The organism is Streptomyces sp. WM4235, assembly GCF_001279725.1.
Taxonomy (GTDB): domain Bacteria; phylum Actinomycetota; class Actinomycetes; order Streptomycetales; family Streptomycetaceae; genus Streptomyces.
In genome coordinates this window covers 100,530-119,519 of the sequence record NZ_LGDE01000057.1, presented here as the reverse complement: position 1 = coordinate 119,519, position 18,990 = coordinate 100,530, and the positions used below count along the sequence as shown (strand labels likewise).

Sequence of the window (18,990 nt, the reverse complement as noted above, 5' to 3'; positions counted from 1 at the left end):
GGGGGGGGGGGCGGTGGGGGGGGGTTCGGTCGGCTTCGGCGGGCTTCAGCGGGCTTCGGTGGTGGGCTTGAGGAGGTGGAGCCACTCCTCCAGCGACTGGCGCAGCGCCGCACCCAGTTCGGCGGGGCGGGCCTCGACGGGGGCGCCGGCCCAGGACTCCTCGGTGCGGACGGTGACTCCCTCGGCGCTCTCGTGGAAGGTCCAGACGTGGACTCCGTCGATGCCGTGGGCGGGGCCGCCCCAGGCGATCCGCTCACCCGGCGTCACGTCGAGGACGGTGGAGGTGATGTCGAGCCCGTGGGTGAGCCAGCGGAAGCGGGTGCCCGCTGCGAGGGGGCCCACGAACTCGACACGGTCGATGCCGGTGTGCCAGTCGGACCAGCCGGCGATGTCGGTGTGCAGGGACCACACCGTGGCGAGGGGGGCCTCGATGGTGGTCTCCAGGCGGACGACGGCGGGGGCGTTCTCGTCGATCGTGGTGGGGCGGGCGTTGTTCGTGGTCATGACGGGTGCTCCTGGGTTCGGTCGGTAGGTGGTCGTCGGATGGTGTGTGTGGTTGACCACTCACTCTTTGGGTCGGAAGAAGGGCGGGCTCCGGGGCCCGCCCTGTTCCGTCGTTCGTCCTCGATCGTCGGTGCTGTCAGTAGTGCCGGACCCCGGCCGAGAGGGTCCGTGTCCACGGCGCGTCCACGGCCTGCGTGTCCATCGACACCAACAGGTGGCAGAGCATGCCGATCGCGAAGAATCGCTGCACCTCGGGTTCGCTGCCGCCCGAGGCGCCGCGCACGTACTCCACCAGGCGGGCGTAGCCGGTCCGGACGGCGTCGCGGACCGCGGTCTCCGAGACGGCCGCCGCCTGGGCGTGGGTGAGGACGAGCAGCAGGTCCTTGTCCGCGATCAGGTGGGCGTAGGCGTCGCCCATGGCGCTCAGCACCGCCTCGGGGGCACTGCCGGCGGCGTTCGCCGCACCCTCCTCCAGGCTGGCCCGCACCCGGGTGAAGCAGTGGTCGACGACCGCGGTGAACAGCGCCTCCTTGTTGGGGAAGAGCCGGTAGACGTACGACTGCGAGATGCCGGCGGCCTTGGCCACCTCCGTGGTCGTGGTGCCGAAGTAGCCGCGCGAGGCGAAGGCCCCGATGGCAGTGCGCAGCACCGTGTCCCGGCGTTCCTCGGCGGAGGAGAGCTGTCGACGTCGTTCCGTGTTCATGTGAGTAATAAACCACTCACACTTTTGGATGTCAACGGGTCGAGGGAGTGAGCGAAGCGGGATTTCGGGAGAACGAGGCCATCCGCAGCCCCGGGACGGGCTCGAAGTCCTCGCCGCGCAGGAAGCCGAGGCGTTCGTACAGGGCCACGGCGGGCGCGTTCGCGGCGCCGGTGGTGACGGTGACGGGGCGGTCGGCCGGCAGCCGCGCGCACAGCAGCGAGGCGATGCCCCGGCGGAACCAGGCCGGATCCACGCACAGCCGGTCGACGCACACGCCGCCGTCCTCCGTGTCCTCCCAGGCGAGGAACCCGGCGATCACGTCGTCCCGCGCGACCGCGCCGATCCAGCGCAACGGCCGCTCCCGCATCTCGTCGAGGCCCTCCCGCAGGGCCGGGATGCCGTCGAAGCCGATGAGCGCGGCCTCCACGGCGTACGCCGCCCGACCGACGCGGTGGACGGCGGCGGCGGTGGGGTCGTCGGTGAGGTCCAGCGGACGGACGAGCACGTGCGGCATGGCGGTTCGCTCCAGGGGTCGGGACGCCGCGAAACGGTACCCCGGCCGGTCACCGCCGAGGTGGGCGTCCGGCTCCGGCGAACAACCGTTTAGCGATGGCGCCCCCCGGCTCGGTACGATTCAGGCGCGCAGTGTTCGCTCGCGCACCCCCTGAGTCAGGAGAGACCGGTGTCAGACGTCCGTGTGATCATCCAACGCGATTCCGAGCGGGACGAGCGCGTGGTGGCCACGGGCACTACGGCGGCCGAGCTCTTCGCCGGCGAGCGCACCATCGTCGCCGCGCGCATCGCGGGGGAGCTGAAGGACCTCGCGTACGAGGTGAAGGACGGCGAGACCGTCGAACCGGTGGAGATCTCCTCCGAGGACGGCCTGAACATCCTGCGCCACTCGACCGCGCACGTCATGGCACAGGCCGTGCAGGAGCTCTTCCCCGAGGCCAAGCTGGGCATCGGCCCGCCGGTCCGCGACGGCTTCTACTACGACTTCGACGTCGCCCGCCCCTTCACCCCCGATGACCTCAAGGCCATCGAGAAGAAGATGCAGGAGATCCAGAAGCGCGGGCAGAAGTTCGCCCGCCGCGTGGTCACCGACGAGGCGGCCCGCGAGGAGCTCGCGGACGAGCCGTACAAGCTGGAACTCATCGGCATCAAGGGTTCCGCCTCGACCGACGACGGTGCGAACGTCGAGGTGGGCGGCGGCGAGCTGACCATCTACGACAACCTCGACGGCAAGACCGGCGAACTGTGCTGGAAGGACCTCTGTCGCGGTCCCCACCTGCCCACCACCCGCAACATCCCCGCCTTCAAGCTCATGCGCAACGCGGCCGCCTACTGGCGCGGCAGCGAGAAGAACCCGATGCTCCAGCGCATCTACGGCACCGCGTGGCCCTCCAAGGACGAGCTGAAGGCCCACCTCGACTTCCTCGCCGAGGCCGAGAAGCGCGACCACCGCCGCCTCGGCACCGAGCTCGACCTGTTCTCCGTACAGGACGAGATCGGCTCCGGCCTGGCCGTCTTCCACCCGCGCGGCGGCGTCATCCGTCGCACCATGGAGGACTACTCGCGCAAGCGGCACGAGGAAGAGGGCTACGAGTTCGTCTACACCCCGCACGCCACCAAGGGCGCCCTCTTCGAGAAGAGCGGACACCTGGACTGGTACGCGGAGGGCATGTACCCCCCCATGCAGCTCGACGGTGGTACCGACTACTACCTCAAGCCCATGAACTGCCCGATGCACAACCTGATCTTCGACGCGCGCGGCCGCTCCTACCGCGAACTGCCGCTGCGCCTCTTCGAGTTCGGCACCGTGTACCGGTACGAGAAGTCCGGCGTGGTGCACGGTCTGACCCGCTCGCGCGGCTTCACCCAGGACGACGCGCACATCTACTGCACCAAGGAGCAGATGGCGGAGGAACTCGACCGCACCCTGACCTTCGTGCTGAACCTGCTCCGCGACTACGGTCTGACCGACTTCTACCTGGAGCTGTCGACCAAGGACCCGGAGAAGTTCGTCGGCTCGGACGAGGTCTGGGAGGAGGCCACCGCCGTCCTCCAGTCGGTCGCCGAGAAGCAGGGCCTGCCCCTGGTCCCGGACCCGGGCGGCGCCGCGTTCTACGGCCCGAAGATCTCCGTCCAGTGCCGTGACGCGATCGGCCGCACCTGGCAGATGTCGACCGTGCAGCTCGACTTCAACCTGCCGGAGCGCTTCAACCTGGAGTACACCGGCCCCGACGGTTCGCGTCAGCGCCCGGTCATGATCCACCGTGCGCTCTTCGGTTCCATCGAGCGCTTCTTCGCCGTGCTGCTGGAGCACTACGCGGGCGCCATGCCGCCGTGGCTGGCCCCCGTCCAGGCCGTCGGCATCCCGATCGGCGACGGGCACGTTGAGTATCTCCAGGAGTTCGCCGCCGAGGCGAAGAAGCAGGGGCTGCGCGTCGAGGTGGACGCCTCCTCGGACCGGATGCAGAAGAAGATCCGCAACCACCAGAAGCTCAAGGTCCCGTTCATGATCATCGTCGGTGACGAGGACATGGCCGCCGGCACCGTCTCCTTCCGCTACCGCGACGGTTCGCAGGAGAACGGCGTGGCCAAGGACGAGGCCCTGGCCAAGCTGGCCAAGGTCGTCGCGGACCGCGTCCAGGTCTGACCGACCCGGCGGCACGTCAGGAAGGGGTCTCCCGGGAACTCCCGTTCCCGGGAGGCTCCTTCTCGTCCTCCCGGCGGAAGACCTGGATCAGCCAGGACGAGAACGAACCGGTCACCGCCCCCAGCAGGGCCACGCCGAAGACCATCATCACGACCGCGATCAGCCGGCCCACCGGGGACACCGGGGTGATGTCCCCGTAGCCCACCGTCGTCAGCGTCTGGCTCACCCACCACAGCGAGTCCCCGAAGGTGCGGATCGTGGAGCCGGGGATCAGCCGCTCCTCGTGGTAGACGCACAGCGCCCCCGAGAAGCCGAGCAGGACCGCCGAGAGCCCGGCGTACGTGATGACCCGCTCGTACAGCCCGCGGCGCGGGCGGTTCTGCCTGGCCTGGACCGCGTCGTGGACCTTGACCATCCGCAGGGGCCGCAGCAGCGGCAGGATGACGACCAGGGTGTCCAGCCAGTGGAGCCGGACGAAGCGGTGCGGCCTCTCGCGGCTCAGCACCATCCGGACCACGTAGTCCACGATGAAGCAGACCCACATCAGCAGGACCAGCAGCCCGGCGATGTCCCGCCAGATGTGGTCCGCCTTGTGGGCGAGGACGCGCACCGCGTATCCGGCGATGAAGATCAGGGAGGCGTAGAACAGCGGCAGCTCGGTCCGGCGTTCCCAGGCCTTGTCGCGGGGCTCGACATCGGGGTGCATGTGCCCAGCATCGCGGCGGAGGTACCCGTCTTCGCCCCGGCGACACGCCCCGCGGGGGCAAGGTCATATGCTGCATCCCATGACGATTGAGCCGGAGCAGCAGATCGGTGTGGGCACGCAGGACGCGTTCCAGCGTCTGTGGACGCCCCACCGGATGGCCTACATCCAGGGGGAGAACAAGCCGACCGGTCCGGAGGCCGGGGACGGCTGTCCCTTCTGCGGGATTCCGGACATGTCGGACGAGGACGGGCTCGTGGTCGCCCGGGGCCGGCACGTCTACGCCGTGCTCAACCTGTACCCGTACAACGGTGGCCACCTGATGGTCGTCCCCTACCGGCACGTCGCCGACTACACGGAACTCGACGCCGCCGAGACCGCCGAGCTCGCCGACCTGACCAAGCGGGCCATGACCGCCCTGCGCAAGGCGTCCGGGGCGCACGGATTCAACATCGGCATGAACCAGGGCGCGGCGGCCGGCGCCGGCATCGCCGCGCACCTGCACCAGCACATCGTGCCCCGCTGGGGCGGGGACACGAACTTCATGCCGGTCGTCGGCCACACCAAGGTGCTGCCGCAACTGCTCGCGGACACCCGCCAGATGCTCGCGGACGCCTGGCCCACCGACTGAGACGCGAAGGCCGGCCGGTCCGGGGGCGCGCGCCCCCGGACCGGCCGGCCCCCACGTCGTACCGTCCGCGCCTACGCGTCGTAGACGTCCGCCTTGCGCGGCGACGGCTCCTGGATCAGGCCGCTCATGATCGAGGAACGGTTGGTGAAGCGGTCCGTGTCGACGCCGTTCTCCTCCAGGACCTTGAACGCGGCGGTGTGCACCGACCGCAGGACCGGGGCCACGGTGCGCAGGGCATCGTCCGCCATGAAGCGGTGGCGCCACATCGAACCGGCCCACACGTGCCGCAACCCGAACGGCTCGGGCAGGATCAGCTTGCCGCCGAAGTACTCCAGGACCGGCGGGTACCAGGTCAGCGAGGCACGCACGGCCAGACGGACGACCTCCGTCGCGTCCACCAGCGGGAGCTGTCGCTCCACGGTCTCCCAGAAGCGGACGGACTTGGCCACCTCGACCGTCTTGGGCGCGGACTTCGTGGTGAACAGACCGTGCACGGGACCCAGGGCGTGGGCGGTGACGTCCACCCGCAGGGTCTTGTAGAGCACCGTGACCGTCACCAGCATCGTGATGACGAGCTGCCCGTCCCAGAGCGGGTACTGGATGCCCAGATAGTGCCGGTTGCCGGCGCTGAACTGCTGCTCGTTGCAGATCCGGGTGATCTCGTGCGGCTTCACCAGGAAGGTGTCCACGTCCTCGCCGGTGGGCCGGGCCACCTCGGCCGCGCCCTCGCCGATCGGGGTGACGATCCAGTGCTGGATCGACGCGGTCGGGAAGCCCCCCGTGTGCAGCGGGCCGCGCTCCAGCTTGCGGAGCTGGGTGTCGATCGCGCGTATGACGTCCCAGCTGCGGAAGGGGTGGATGTCGGCGCCCTCGGTCCTCGGGGTCAGCTCCTCGGCCATCTGCCAGCTGCCCCAGCGGGTGCCCATGCCGAGGATCCCCTTGGGACCGGCGTAGAAGGCGGAGTTGCTGCGGTCCTCGGCGGTGAGCTTCGCCAGTTGGTGGCGCAGGTCCTCACGGGCCTTCTCGTCGGGGTTGCCCGGCACCGCCTCGGGGATCTTGGCGGCGACGCCCCCGCCGCCCAGCAGTCCGTCCCAGCGGGAACGCATGTCGACGGCGGTGGCCTCGCAGATCCGCCGGGCCAGGAACCAGCCCAACGCCGGCGCGATGATCATCGCCCGCAGGTATATCCCGAGGAACCCGGTGAAGGGCAACCGGAACATCAACACCGCCACCACGACGGCGACGCCCACGAGCAGGGCGGTGACCAGCCAGGACCGCTTGCCCTCGCCCTTGCCCAGGGACTTGCGGAGCTGGAAGAGGCCCAGCCACAGCAGCAGCCCGGGCAGGAAGATCACCCCGCAGACCAGCACGATCATGCGCAGCTTGCGGTCGCGCTCCTTGCGGATGCGGGAAGCTGCCAGGCAGTGCTCGACGACGGTCTGCGGGTCGGCGCCGAAGGACTGGATGAGCGGCTTGCGGCCGGCGCCGAGGGTGCGCACCTCGACCGCGCGGCAGAAGGCCTCGCCCAGATTGGGTTCGAAGAGGGAGATCTTGGGGGCCTTGACCTTCGACTCGTGGAGGTCGTTGTTGGCCTTGAGGATCTCCTCCAGCTTGCCGTCGCGGTACGCGGCGGACGCCAGTGCGTTGGTCGCGGCGGTCTGCCCACCGCCTCCCTGGAGCGGAACCTGCGCCCCGGGCCTGAAGTCGAAACCGTCGTCCGCCACCGTTGCCCCCATCACCGTGCGCCTGTGCCCACTGCCGGCTCGCGCCTGCCGTCGTCCTGCCCCGCGCCGCCGAAAAGCCTATCGGCGCAGCCTGCCCCATGGTCATGGGACAGGGAAATACCGCCCACCGCAAGCCGGTTGGGTGGGCGGTCGCCGCAGCGCTATGTCAACTACGTTCCTTTCTCGGCCTGTTCGCGAATCTTTTCCGCCAATTGTGGTGGCATGGGTTCGTGGCGGGCGTAGCTGCGACGGAACCCGCCCGTGCCGTGCGACACGGACCGCAACTCCACCGCGTACCGGCCGATCTCGATCTCCGGGATCTCCGCGCGCACCCGCGTCCGACCCGGCCCGGCCTGGTCGGAGCCGACGACGCGACCTCGGCGCCCCGCGAGGTCGCTCATGACCGGGCCGACGAACTCGTCGGGCACCAGTACGTCGAGTTCCGCGACGGGCTCCAGGAGGTGCATGGTCGCCTCGGCGGCGGCCTCGCGCAGGGCGAGCGCGCCCGCGGTCTGGAAGGCGGCGTCGGAGGAGTCCACCGAGTGCGCCTTGCCGTCGAGCAGGGTGATCCGTACGTCCACCAGCGGGTATCCGGCCGCGACCCCGCGCGCGGCCTGGGCGCGTACGCCCTTCTCCACGGACGGGATGAACTGGCGGGGCACCGAACCGCCGACCACCTTGTCGACGAACTCCACGCCGCTGCCGGCCGGCAGCGGTTCGACCCGGATCTCGCAGATGGCGAACTGGCCGTGGCCCCCGGACTGCTTGACGTGGCGACCGCGGCCGGTTGCCTCGGCGCCGAAGGTCTCGCGCAGGCTGACCTTGTGGTGGACCGGGTCCACCTGGACCCCGTAGCGGGTCCGCAGGCGTTCGAGCACCAGGTCCTGGTGGGCCTCGCCCAGGCACCACAGGACGAGCTGACGCGTGTGCGGGTTCTGCTCCAGCCGCAGCGTCGGGTCCTCGGCCACCAGACGGGCCAGCGCCTGCGAGAGCTTGTCCTCGTCGGCCTTGCCGTGGGCCTCGACGGCGAGGGGCAGCAGGGGATCGGGCATCGACCAGGGCTCCATCAGGAGGGGCCGGTCCTTGGCGGAGAGGGTGTCGCCCGTCTCGGCGTGGGTGAGCTTCGCCACGCAGGCCAGGTCGCCGGCGATGCACCGGCCGAGGGGCCGCTGGTGCTTGCCGAAGGGGGAGGAGAGGGCCCCGGTCCGCTCGTCCACGTCGTGGTCCTCGTGCCCGCGGTCCGCGAGCCCGTGGCCGGACACGTGCACCGTCGCCTCGGGGAGCAGGGTGCCGGAGAAGACGCGGACGAGGGAGACGCGGCCGACGTAGGGGTCGGAGGAGGTCTTGACGACCTCGGCCACGAGGGGCCCCTCGGGATCACAGGTGACCGGGGGGCGGGCGGAACCGTCGGGGGCGGTGACGGCGAGCGGCGCGCGTTCCGCGGGGGTGGGGAAGCCGCCGGTGACCAGTTCGAGGAGTTCCACCGTCCCGAGGCCCTGACGGGCTCCCTCGGCCGCCGGGGCCGCCATCAGCACGGGGTGGAAGGTGCCCCGGGCGACGGCCCGCTCCAGGTCGTCCACGAGCGTCTTGAGGTCGATGTCCTCGCCGCCGAGATAGCGGTCCATGAGGCTCTCGTCCTCGCTCTCCGCGATGATCCCCTCGATCAGGCGGGAGCGGGCGTCGGCGATGAGGGCGAGTTCCGCCGGGTCCGGGTCGCGTTCGACGCGTTCCCCGGAGCCGTAGTCGTACACGCGCCGCGAGAGCAGGCCGAGCAGCCCGGTGACGGGGGCGTGCCCGTCCGGCCCCGCGGGCCCGTGCAGGGGCAGGTAGAGCGGTACGACGGCGTCCGGGTCCTCGGCGCCGAAGATCTCCCCGCAGACGCCGGTCATCTGGGCGTAGTCGGACCGGGCCGCCTCCAGGTGGGTGACGACGATGGCCCGGGGCATGCCGACGGCCTCGCACTCGTCCCAGACCATGCGGGTGGCGCCGTCGATCCCGTCGGCGGCCGAGACGACGAAAAGGGCCGCGTCCGCGGCGCGCAGACCGGCCCTGAGTTCACCGACGAAGTCGGCGTATCCCGGAGTGTCCAGGATGTTGATCTTGATCCCGCCCCATTCGACGGGGACGAGGGAGAGCTGGACGGACCGGTGGCGACGATGTTCGATCTCGTCGTGATCGGAGACGGTCGAGCCGTCCTCGACCCGGCCGGCTCGATTGACGGCCCCGGCGGTCAGCGCCAGGGCCTCGACCAGCGTGGTCTTGCCGGCGCCGCTGTGGCCGACCAACACGACGTTCCGTACGGAAGTGGGCCGGTCGGCCGTCAGCGCCCTGCCGGCGGCCCCGGCTTGGTGTGATGTGGCTCCCATGATGCTCGTGCCTCCCGGTGTCGCGGTGAGGAGGGTGATCGGGGTCCTTCGAGCTTTGCACCGGTGTCACACCACGTCCATACGTCGTACCCGGAGCCGTCCGGAGCACGACGAGCGGTCGACGCGGAGCCGACGTGGAGCCGGCGCGGGGATTGTCCGGGGCGAACCGGTGGGTGCGCGGCACCCGGGGCGCGAGGCGCCGGCTACGATGGGCCAGCCGGTGGCCGCTGTGGCCGTGCGGCCCAGCGACCCTCCGGGAAGGCCATGCTGAACAAGTACGCGCGTGCATTCTTCACGCGTGTTCTCACGCCGTTCGCCGCATTTCTCCTCCGTCGGGGGGTGAGCCCGGACGCCGTCACCCTGATCGGCACCGCCGGAGTGGTGGCCGGCGCGCTGGTCTTCTTCCCCCGGGGCGAGTTCTTCTGGGGCACGATCACCATCACCCTCTTCGTCTTCTCCGACCTGGTCGACGGGAACATGGCCCGCCAGGCCGGCGTCTCCAGCCGGTGGGGGGCGTTCCTCGACTCGACGCTCGACCGGGTGGCCGACGCGGCCATCTTCGGCGGACTCGCGCTCTGGTACGCGGGCTCCGGGAACCACAACGCGCTCTGCGCCGTGTCGATCTTCTGCCTGGCCAGCGGCCAGGTGGTCTCCTACACCAAGGCCCGCGGCGAGTCGATCGGGTTGCCGGTGGCCGTCAACGGGCTCGTCGAACGCGCCGAGCGCCTGGTGATCACCCTCGTCGCGGCCGGCCTGTCCGGGCTCCAGACCTTCGGCGTCCCCTCCTGGATCGGGGTGCTCCTGCCGATCGCCCTGTGGCTGGTCGCGGTGGGCTCCCTCGTCACGCTGATCCAGCGGGTGGTCACCGTGCGCCGCGAGGCCGCGGAGGCCGACGCGGCAGCGGCCGAAGGCGGGGCCGCCTGATGGGCGCCGCACAGGACAAGCTCGTCGACGGGCTCTACGGGCTCGGCTGGGCGGGCGTGAAGAAGCTCCCCGAGCCCGCGGCGGTGGCCCTCGGCCGCCGGATCGCGGACTACGCCTGGAAGCGGCGCGGCAAGAGCGTGCTGCGCCTGGAGTCGAACCTGGCCCGGGTGGTCCCGGACGCGACCCCCGAAGCCCTGCGGGAACTGTCGCGGGCCGGCATGCGCTCGTACATGCGGTACTGGATGGAATCCTTCCGGCTGCCCACGATGGACCCGAAGCGGTTCGGCACGGACGTCGAGATGAAGGACGACCACATCCTGCGCGAGGCGCTGGCCACCGGACGCGGGGTCGTGGTCGCCCTGCCGCACCTCGCGAACTGGGACCTCGCCGGCGCCTGGGCCACCGGCCACATCGGCGTGCCGCTCACCACGGTCGCCGAGCGGCTCAAGCCCGAAAGCCTGTACGACCGCTTCGTGGCCTACCGGGAGAGCCTCGGCATGGAGGTGCTCCCGCACAGCGGCGGCGCCGCCTTCGGCACCCTGGCCCGGCGGCTCCGCTCCGGGGGACTGGTCTGCCTGGTCGCCGACCGGGACCTGTCGGCCTCCGGGGTCGAGGTGGACTTCTTCGGCTCCACGGCGCGCATGCCGGCGGGACCGGCGCTCCTCGCCCAGCAGACGGGCGCGGTGCTGCTCCCGGCCACCCTGTACTACGGGGACACCCCGAAGTTGTTCGGCCGGATCCACTCCGAGGTGGCCGTGCCGAAGAACGGCACCCGGGTCGAGAAGACGGCCGTCATGACCCAGGCCCTCGCCGACGTGTTCGCCGAGGGGATCGCCGAGCACCCCGAGGACTGGCACATGCTGCAGCGGCTGTGGCTGGACGACCTGGAGGAACGCGCGCAGTGAAGATCGGCATCGTGTGCCCGTACTCGTGGGACGTACCGGGCGGCGTCCAGTTCCACATCCGTGACCTCGCGGAACACCTGATCCGCAGCGGCCACGAGGTGTCGGTACTGGCCCCCGCGGACGACGAGACCCCGCTGCCGCCCTACGTGGTCTCGGCGGGACGAGCGGTCCCGGTGCCGTACAACGGGTCGGTGGCCCGGCTGAACTTCGGCTTCCTGTCCGCGGCCCGCGTACGGCGCTGGCTGCACGACGGCGTCTTCGACGTGATCCACATCCACGAACCCGCCTCACCGTCCCTCGGCCTGCTGTCCTGCTGGGCGGCCCAGGGCCCCATCGTGGCCACCTTCCACACCTCCAACCCCCGCTCGCGCGCGATGATCGCCGCGTACCCGATCCTCCAGCCGGCGCTGGAGAAGATCAGCGCCCGCATCGCGGTGAGCGAGTACGCGCGCCGGACCCTCGTGGAACACCTCGGCGGGGACGCCGTCGTCATCCCCAACGGGGTCGACGTGGACTTCTTCGCCAAGGCCGAACCCAAGGCCGAGTGGGGCGGCCAGACCCTCGGCTTCATCGGCCGGATCGACGAGCCCCGCAAGGGCCTGCCCGTGCTCATGGCGGCCTTCCCCAAGATCGTGGAGGCCTGCCCGGACGTACGGCTGCTCGTGGCCGGCCGCGGCGACGAGGAGGAAGCCGTGGCCTCGCTGCCGGCCGACCTCCGCTCCCGCGTCGAGTTCCTCGGCATGGTCTCGGACGAGGACAAGGCGCGACTGCTGCGCAGCGTCGACGTGTACGTCGCCCCCAACACCGGCGGCGAGAGCTTCGGCATCATCCTCGTCGAGGCCCTCTCGGCCGGGGCCGCGGTGCTGGCCTCGGACCTGGACGCCTTCGCGCAGGTACTGGACCAGGGAGGCGCGGGCGACCTCTTCACCAACGAGGACGCCGACTCCCTGGCCGCAGGCGCCATCGCCCTCCTGCGGGACCCGGAACGCCGGGCGGAACTGAGCACCCGAGGCTCCGCGCACGTGCGGCGCTTCGACTGGTCGACGGTGGGAGCGGACATCCTGGCCGTCTACGAAACGGTGACCGACGGCGCGACGGCGGTCGCGGAGGACGAACGCGTCGGCCTGCGCGCACGGCTGGGCTTCTCGCGGGACTGACCGGGCCGGCTCTCGGATCCTGTCTGACCCACGCCGCCCGGCACCACACCGCACCGCTCCTCGCCGCGTCGTCGAGGCACCCGAGGGTGCCGGGCCGTCTCCATGGCGTCCGCCGGCCGCCGGGGGCCGCCGCCGGGCCGGGCCCGGCCCGGCGGCCCGCGAAAGGTAGAGTCGCGGCCCGTGATCGAAACCCTTGTCTGGATTGCCCTGGGCCTCGGCGTCATCGGGGTCTACCTCAGTTGGACCGCCGGTCGACTCGACCGCCTGCACTCGCGGATGGACGCCGCCCGGGCCGCCCTCGACGCGCAGCTCGTGCGGCGGGCGTCGGTGGTGCTGGAGGTGGCCACCTCGGGGGTGCTCGACCCGGCCTCGTCGCTGGTGCTGTACGAGGCCGCGCACGGGGCCCGGCAGGCCGAGGAGGAGCACCGTGAGGTGGCCGAGAGCGAACTGAGCCAGGCGTTGCGCGCGGTGTTCGCCGACGTGGACCAGGTCGAGGTGCTGAAGGCCGCTCCCGGCGGCGCGGAGGCCACCGAGGAGCTGGCGGCCGCCGTCCGCCGGGTGCCGATGGCCCGCCGCTTCCACAACGACGCGGTACGCGCGGCCCGCGCGCTGCGCAGGCACCGCAAGGTCCGCTGGTTCCGATTGGCCGGACACGCCCCCTTCCCGCTCGCCTTCGAGATGGACGACGAGCCTCCGGTGGATCTTGCGGAACGGCCGTAGCGGCCCCACTTGTACCCAATGGCCAAATCGGAAGGAGCCACCGGCTCCTCATTGGCCCTTGCAGTGGACTGGTCGTGGGGGGTTTGCTCACCGCAGTACCACCGCAGCACCCGTCTTCCTTCGAGTGAGGTCAATCCGTGAGCACGCTTCCCTCCACCCCGCAGTCCGCTGAGTCCGCGATCGGCACGTCCCGCGTCAAGCGCGGCATGGCCGAGCAGCTCAAGGGCGGCGTGATCATGGACGTGGTCAACGCCGAGCAGGCGAAGATCGCCGAAGACGCCGGCGCCGTGGCCGTCATGGCCCTGGAGCGGGTCCCCGCCGACATCCGCAAGGACGGCGGAGTGGCCCGGATGTCCGACCCCAACATGATCGAAGAGATCATCGAGGCCGTCTCCATCCCCGTCATGGCCAAGTCCCGCATCGGCCACTTCGTCGAGGCGCAGGTGCTGCAGTCCCTCGGCGTCGACTACATCGACGAGTCCGAGGTCCTGACCCCGGCCGACGAGGTCAACCACTCCGACAAGTGGGCGTTCACCACCCCCTTCGTCTGTGGCGCCACCAACCTGGGCGAGGCCCTGCGCCGCATCGCCGAGGGCGCGGCCATGATCCGTTCCAAGGGTGAGGCCGGCACCGGCAACGTCGTCGAGGCCGTCCGCCACCTGCGCCAGATCAAGAACGAGATCGCCCGCCTGCGCGGCTTCGACAACAACGAGCTGTTCGCCGCCGCCAAGGACCTGCGCGCCCCGTACGAGCTGGTCAAGGAGGTCGCCGAGCTCGGCAAGCTCCCGGTCGTGCTGTTCTCCGCCGGTGGCGTCGCCACCCCGGCCGACGCCGCGCTGATGCGCCAGCTCGGCGCCGAGGGCGTCTTCGTCGGCTCGGGCATCTTCAAGTCCGGCGACCCGGCCAAGCGCGCCGCCGCCATCGTGAAGGCCACCACCTTCTACGACGACCCGAAGATCATCGCGGACGCCTCGCGCAACCTGGGCGAGGCCATGGTCGGCATCAACTGCGACACCCTCCCCGAGTCCGAGCGCTACGCCAACCGGGGCTGGTAACAAGCATGAGCAGCACCCCCGTCATTGGTGTCCTGGCACTTCAGGGCGATGTACGGGAGCACCTGATCGCCCTGGCCGCGGCGGACGCCGTGGCCAGGCCGGTCCGGCGTCCCGAGGAACTCGCCGACGTCGACGCCCTGGTGATCCCCGGCGGCGAGTCCACGACCATGTCCAAGCTCGCCGTCCTGTTCGGCATGCTGGAGCCGCTGCGCGAGCGCGTGCGGGCCGGGATGCCGGTCTACGGCACCTGCGCCGGCATGATCATGCTCGCGGACAAGCTCCTGGACGGCCGCGAGGACCAGGAGACGCTGGGCGGCATCGACATGATCGTCCGCCGCAACGCCTTCGGGCGCCAGAACGAGTCCTTCGAGGCACAGATCGACTTCGCGGGCATAGCCGGCGACCCGGTCGAGGGTGTCTTCATCCGCGCCCCGTGGGTAGAGTCGGTCGGCGCCTCGGTCGAGGTGCTCGCCACGTACGACGGTCACACCGTCGCGGTACGGCAGGGGAACGTGCTCGCCACGTCCTTCCACCCGGAACTGACCGGCGACGACCGCGTTCACGCGTACTTCGTCGACATGGTGCGCGCGGGGCTGTGACGGCGTCCCGGTAGGATCTGAGGCGAACACTGTTGGTGACGCGAAGGAGACAGGCAGATGTCCGGCCACTCTAAATGGGCTACGACGAAGCACAAGAAGGCCGTGGTTGACGCCAAGCGCGGCAAGCTCTTCGCGAAGCTGATCAAGAACATCGAGGTCGCGGCCCGCATGGGCGGCGCCGACATCGATGGCAACCCGACGCTCTTCGACGCCATCCAGAAGGCCAAGAAGAGCTCGGTCCCGAACAAGAACATCGACTCCGCGGTCAAGCGCGGCGGCGGCCTCGAGGCCGGCGGCGCCGACTACGAGACGATCATGTACGAGGGCTACGGCCCGAACGGCGTCGCGGTGCTCATCGAGTGCCTCACCGACAACCGCAACCGTGCCGCGTCCGACGTGCGTGTCGCCATGACCCGCAACGGCGGCTCGATGGCCGACCCGGGCTCGGTCTCGTACCTGTTCAACCGCAAGGGTGTCGTCCTCCTGCCCAAGGGCGAGCTCTCCGAGGACGACGTCCTGGAGACGGTCCTGGAGGCCGGAGCCGAAGAGGTCAACGACCTCGGGGACAGCTTCGAGATCATCAGCGAGGCCACCGACATGGTCGCGGTCCGCACCGCGCTCCAGCAGGCCGGCATCGACTACGACTCGGCCGACTCCAACTTCCTGCCGACCATGCAGGTCGAGCTGGACGAAGAGGGCGCGCGCAAGATCTTCAAGCTGATCGACGCGCTGGAGGACAGCGACGACGTGCAGAACGTCTTCGCCAACTTCGACGTATCGGACGAGGTCATGGAGAAGGTCGACGCCTGAGCCGCGGGCTCTCGCCGCAACAGACGTGAACGGCCCGCCGGATGCATCCGGCGGGCCGTTTCGTTGGTCGTTTCACCGGCCCGCTCGATCCCCGGCCCGCTCGATCCCCGAGCCGCTCGATCCCCGGGCCGCTCCTCGCACCGGCCGCCGAACAGAGCGACCCGTCCCGTGCCGTCACGCCGCTGTCGGTGCCGGCCGGTAGCCTGCACACCAGCGTGAAGGAGGAGGGGACGTGCGAGTGCTCGGTGTGGACCCGGGGCTGACCCGCTGCGGTATCGGGGTGGTCGAGGGCGTCGCGGGTCGCCCGCTGAGGATGCTGGGCGTGGGGGTCGTACGGACGCCCGCCGATGCCGAGATCGGCTTGCGGCTCGTCGCCATCGAGCAGGGCATCGAAAGCTGGCTCGACGAACACCGCCCCGAACTCGTCGCGGTGGAAAGGGTGTTCAGCCAGCACAACGTCAGCACCGTCATGGGAACCGCGCAGGCCAGCGCGGTCGCCATGCTCTGCGCCGCCCGCCGCGGGCTGCCCGTCGCCCTGCACACCCCCAGCGAGGTCAAGGCCGCCGTCACCGGCAGCGGTCGCGCCGACAAGGCACAGGTGGGAGCCATGGTCACCCGCCTGCTGCGGCTCGACGCGCCGCCGAAACCGGCAGACGCCGCCGACGCCCTGGCCCTCGCCATCTGCCACATCTGGCGGGCCCCCGCCCAGAACCGCCTCCAGCAGGCGGTCGCCCTGCACGCCGCGACCGCCGCGCGCGGCTCCGCCCCCGTCTCCGCCCGGAAAGGCCGTACCCGATGATCGCCTTCGTCAGTGGCCAGGTCGCCGCCCTCGCCCCCACCCTCGCCGTGATCGAGGTCGGGGGCGTGGGCATGGCCGTGCACTGCACGCCGAACACCGTCTCCGGGCTCCGGCTGGGCGAACCCGCGCGGCTGGCGACCTCCCTGGTCGTACGGGAGGACTCGCTGACGCTGTACGGCTTCGCCGACGACGACGAGCGACAGGTCTTCGAGCTGTTGCAGACCGCCAGCGGGGTCGGGCCGAGGCTGGCCCAGGCCATGCTGGGCGTGCACACCCCGGACGCGCTCCGGCTGGCCGTCTCCACGGGCGACGAGAAATCCCTGATGGCGGTGCCCGGCATCGGCAAGAAGGGGGCGCAGAAGCTGCTGCTGGAGCTCAAGGACAAGCTGGGCGCACCGCTGGGCACCAGCGGCCTGGTCGGGGCCCAGCGGGCCGCCGCCGGCGGACCCGCGCCGTGGACGGAGCAACTCGCGGCGGCGCTGATCGGGCTGGGGTACGCCTCGCGGGAGGCGGAGGAGGCGGTCTCGGCCGTCACCCCGCAGGCCGAGGAGGCCATCGCCGCCGGCGGCTCGGCCCCAGTGCCGCAACTCCTGCGCGCCGCCCTCCAGTCCCTGAACCGGGCGCGCTGACCCCGCGACGCACCCCTGCGACGAACCCCGTCGACGCGGCCCCGGACCCGCCGCCCGCACCGGCGACCCCGGCCGGCGGCGGCCGACCGCGACCGCCGCGCGACCCGACCCCGACCGCCGCGCCCCGCCGGTCCGGCCGACCGGGGGAGTCCGTACGGCGGGCCGCCCACACGCGGTACGGGCCCCGGGTGGCGTCCCCGTACCGGGCCGCCCACAGGGCCACGATGACCACCGCACCGACCGAGAAGGCAGACTGACACCGTGAACTGGGACGACGAGACCGACGCAGCCGAGACCGACCGTCTTGTCGCGGCGGCGGCCGGCGGCGAGGACACCGCCGTCGAGGCGGCCCTGAGGCCCAAGGACCTCGGAGAGTTCGTCGGCCAGGAGAAGGTCCGCCGGCAGCTCGACCTCGTCCTCAAGGCGGCCCGCCAGCGCGGGGCCACCGCCGATCACGTCCTGCTCTCGGGCGCGCCCGGCCTCGGCAAGACCACCCTCTCCATGATCATCGCCGCCGAGATGGGGGCACCCATCCGGATCACCTCCGGTCCCGCCATCCAGCACGCCGGCGACCTCGCCGCGATCCTGTCCTCCCTCCAGGAGGGCGAGGTCCTCTTCCTCGACGAGATCCACCGCATGTCCCGGCCCGCCGAGGAGATGCTGTACATGGCCATGGAGGACTTCCGCGTCGACGTGATCGTCGGCAAGGGCCCGGGCGCGACCGCCATCCCGCTGGAGCTGCCGCCCTTCACCCTCGTCGGTGCCACCACCCGGGCCGGACTGCTGCCCCCGCCGCTGCGCGACCGCTTCGGCTTCACCGGACACATGGAGTTCTACGTACCCGAGGAACTCGAACGGGTCATTCACCGCTCGGCCCGCCTCCTCGACGTGGAGATCGACACCGCCGGCGCCGCGGAGATCGCCGGCCGCTCCCGGGGCACGCCGCGCATCGCCAACCGGCTCCTGCGCCGAGTCCGGGACTACGCCCAGGTCAGGGCCGACGGAGTGATCAACCGCGAGGTGGCCGGCACCGCCCTCCAGTTGTACGAGGTGGACGCGCGGGGGCTCGACCGGCTCGACCGGGCCGTGCTGGAGGCCCTGCTCAAGCTGTTCGGCGGCGGACCCGTGGGCCTGTCCACCCTCGCCGTGGCCGTCGGGGAGGAGCGGGAGACCGTCGAGGAAGTCGCCGAGCCCTTCCTGGTGCGCGAAGGGCTGCTGGCACGGACGCCCAGGGGCCGGGTCGCGACCCCCGCCGCATGGGCCCACCTGGGGCTCGTACCGCCCCAGCAGGGCGGTAGTGGATCAAGCGGACAACAGGGGTTGTTCAGGGCCTGACGGCGCGGAGGTTCGACCGCCCAGGAACTGCGGTGCCATGCTGGGCGTTGTTCCATCGGTGCGGACTCGCCTAGACTCCGCCGATGCCGACCCTTCGGGTCGGCATGCCCACCCCCGTAGAAGAAGGCCGTCTCCCGTACGGTCGTGCGAAGGATCTCCGTCCCGTGAATCTCGTGACACTCCTCCCGTTCATCGTGCTCATCGGGGCGATGTTCCTGATGACCCGCTCCGCCAAGAAGAAGCAGCAGGCGGCCGCGCAGATGCGCAACGAAATGACGCCCGGCACCGGGGTCCGCACCATCGGTGGCATGTACGCCACCGTGAAGGAGATCGGTGAGGACACCGTCACCCTCGAGGTGGCCCCCGGCGTCCACGCCATCTACGCGAAGAACTCCATCGGCGCCGTGCTGGAGGACGCCGAGTACAACCGCATCGTCCACGGCGCCACCGATGATCTGACCATCGACACGCCGGTCGTCCCGGACGACGCCTCCTCGCTGACCGCGGGCGAGACGCCGAAGACCGACCTGTCGAAGGACGAGGACGAGGCTCCCAAGCTCGACCTGGGCAAGAAGGACGAGCCCGGCGACGGGCCCGCCGACGAGCCGAAGGACGGCAAGACCGACGGCGAGGCCGGCGCGAAGTAGCGCTCGGCCGGGAACCGCGGAGGCGCCTGATCGGCGGCCGCCGCGGTTCCCGTGAGTGACACTTCTGCGGGGGGCAGGGGTCCCCACCACACATTTCGTGGCCGTCCGCGTGCTGACCCG

19 protein-coding genes are annotated in these 18,990 nt (G+C 71.0%); 13 read left to right on the top strand and 6 right to left on the bottom strand.

All coding sequences use genetic code 11. From position 1 onward, the window contains the following. Positions 1-45: 45 nt before the first annotated feature. The 3 genes from ADK55_RS07445 to ADK55_RS07435 form a co-directional block, all read right to left on the bottom strand. On the bottom strand, positions 46-504 hold the full coding sequence (locus tag ADK55_RS07445; protein WP_053676666.1) for an SRPBCC family protein: 459 nt from the start codon (positions 502-504) through the stop codon (positions 46-48). A 136-nt stretch (positions 505-640) separates the two neighbouring features. Continuing rightward, positions 641-1,207, bottom strand: a complete 567-nt coding sequence (locus tag ADK55_RS07440; RefSeq protein WP_053676665.1) for a TetR/AcrR family transcriptional regulator — start codon at positions 1,205-1,207, stop codon at positions 641-643. 31 nt (positions 1,208-1,238) lie between these two features. Further along, on the bottom strand, positions 1,239-1,721 hold the full coding sequence (locus tag ADK55_RS07435) for a GNAT family N-acetyltransferase (protein WP_053676664.1): 483 nt from the start codon (positions 1,719-1,721) through the stop codon (positions 1,239-1,241). 168 nt (positions 1,722-1,889) lie between these two features. Here ADK55_RS07435 and thrS point away from each other — a divergent pair, with 168 nt between their 5' ends. Further along, positions 1,890-3,866, top strand: a complete 1,977-nt coding sequence (gene thrS / locus ADK55_RS07430; RefSeq protein WP_053676663.1) for a threonine--tRNA ligase — start codon at positions 1,890-1,892, stop codon at positions 3,864-3,866. Positions 3,867-3,882: 16 nt separating this feature from the next. On the opposite strand, the gene ADK55_RS07425 is transcribed toward thrS, so the two are convergent. Next, positions 3,883-4,572, bottom strand: a complete 690-nt coding sequence (locus ADK55_RS07425) for a potassium channel family protein (protein ID WP_053676662.1) — start codon at positions 4,570-4,572, stop codon at positions 3,883-3,885. A gap of 67 nt (positions 4,573-4,639) precedes the next feature. Between ADK55_RS07425 and ADK55_RS07420 the strand changes: the two genes are divergently transcribed. After that, on the top strand, positions 4,640-5,200 hold the full coding sequence (locus ADK55_RS07420; protein ID WP_053676661.1) for an HIT family protein: 561 nt from the start codon (positions 4,640-4,642) through the stop codon (positions 5,198-5,200). 71 nt (positions 5,201-5,271) lie between these two features. Here the strand turns inward: ADK55_RS07420 and ADK55_RS07415 are convergent, their stop codons facing one another. Beyond that, positions 5,272-6,936, bottom strand: a complete 1,665-nt coding sequence (locus ADK55_RS07415; protein WP_053676660.1) for a hypothetical protein — start codon at positions 6,934-6,936, stop codon at positions 5,272-5,274. Positions 6,937-7,094: 158 nt separating this feature from the next. Next, entirely contained in the window at positions 7,095-9,290 is a 2,196-nt protein-coding gene (locus ADK55_RS07410) for an elongation factor G-like protein EF-G2 (RefSeq protein ID WP_053676659.1), read from the bottom strand. A gap of 264 nt (positions 9,291-9,554) precedes the next feature. Here ADK55_RS07410 and pgsA point away from each other — a divergent pair, with 264 nt between their 5' ends. The 11 genes from pgsA (at position 9,555) to yajC (ending at position 18,870) form a co-directional block, all read left to right on the top strand. Beyond that, positions 9,555-10,214, top strand: a complete 660-nt coding sequence (gene pgsA, locus ADK55_RS07405) for a phosphatidylinositol phosphate synthase (protein ID WP_053676658.1) — start codon at positions 9,555-9,557, stop codon at positions 10,212-10,214. Then, entirely contained in the window at positions 10,214-11,119 is a 906-nt protein-coding gene (locus ADK55_RS07400; protein ID WP_053676657.1) for a phosphatidylinositol mannoside acyltransferase, read from the top strand. The genes pgsA and ADK55_RS07400 overlap by 1 nt, the downstream gene beginning before the upstream one ends. After that, positions 11,116-12,276: a glycosyltransferase family 4 protein gene (locus tag ADK55_RS07395; RefSeq protein WP_053676656.1), complete on the top strand. Its 1,161-nt coding sequence runs from the start codon at positions 11,116-11,118 to the stop codon at positions 12,274-12,276. Before ADK55_RS07400 ends, ADK55_RS07395 begins: the two co-directional genes overlap by 4 nt. A 180-nt stretch (positions 12,277-12,456) precedes the next feature. After that, positions 12,457-12,996, top strand: a complete 540-nt coding sequence (locus ADK55_RS07390) for a hypothetical protein (RefSeq protein WP_053676655.1) — start codon at positions 12,457-12,459, stop codon at positions 12,994-12,996. A gap of 137 nt (positions 12,997-13,133) precedes the next feature. Further along, on the top strand, positions 13,134-14,051 hold the full coding sequence (gene pdxS, locus ADK55_RS07385) for a pyridoxal 5'-phosphate synthase lyase subunit PdxS (RefSeq protein ID WP_053676654.1): 918 nt from the start codon (positions 13,134-13,136) through the stop codon (positions 14,049-14,051). A 5-nt stretch (positions 14,052-14,056) separates the two neighbouring features. Beyond that, entirely contained in the window at positions 14,057-14,650 is a 594-nt protein-coding gene (gene pdxT, locus ADK55_RS07380) for a pyridoxal 5'-phosphate synthase glutaminase subunit PdxT (RefSeq protein ID WP_053676653.1), read from the top strand. 57 nt (positions 14,651-14,707) lie between these two features. Beyond that, the gene (locus tag ADK55_RS07375; protein ID WP_053676652.1) at positions 14,708-15,460 is read left to right on the top strand and encodes a YebC/PmpR family DNA-binding transcriptional regulator; all 753 of its coding nucleotides are present in this window, start codon (positions 14,708-14,710) and stop codon (positions 15,458-15,460) included. A 232-nt stretch (positions 15,461-15,692) separates the two neighbouring features. Next, entirely contained in the window at positions 15,693-16,259 is a 567-nt protein-coding gene (ruvC, locus tag ADK55_RS07370; RefSeq protein WP_053676651.1) for a crossover junction endodeoxyribonuclease RuvC, read from the top strand. After that, the gene (gene ruvA / locus ADK55_RS07365) at positions 16,256-16,888 is read left to right on the top strand and encodes a Holliday junction branch migration protein RuvA (protein ID WP_053676650.1); all 633 of its coding nucleotides are present in this window, start codon (positions 16,256-16,258) and stop codon (positions 16,886-16,888) included. The genes ruvC and ruvA overlap by 4 nt, the downstream gene beginning before the upstream one ends. A 261-nt stretch (positions 16,889-17,149) precedes the next feature. Next, complete coding sequence (gene ruvB, locus ADK55_RS07360; RefSeq protein ID WP_053676649.1) at positions 17,150-18,223, top strand: Holliday junction branch migration DNA helicase RuvB; 1,074 nt, start codon at positions 17,150-17,152, stop codon at positions 18,221-18,223. 164 nt (positions 18,224-18,387) lie between these two features. Then, on the top strand, positions 18,388-18,870 hold the full coding sequence (gene yajC, locus ADK55_RS07355; protein ID WP_053676648.1) for a preprotein translocase subunit YajC: 483 nt from the start codon (positions 18,388-18,390) through the stop codon (positions 18,868-18,870). Positions 18,871-18,990 lie beyond the last annotated feature (120 nt).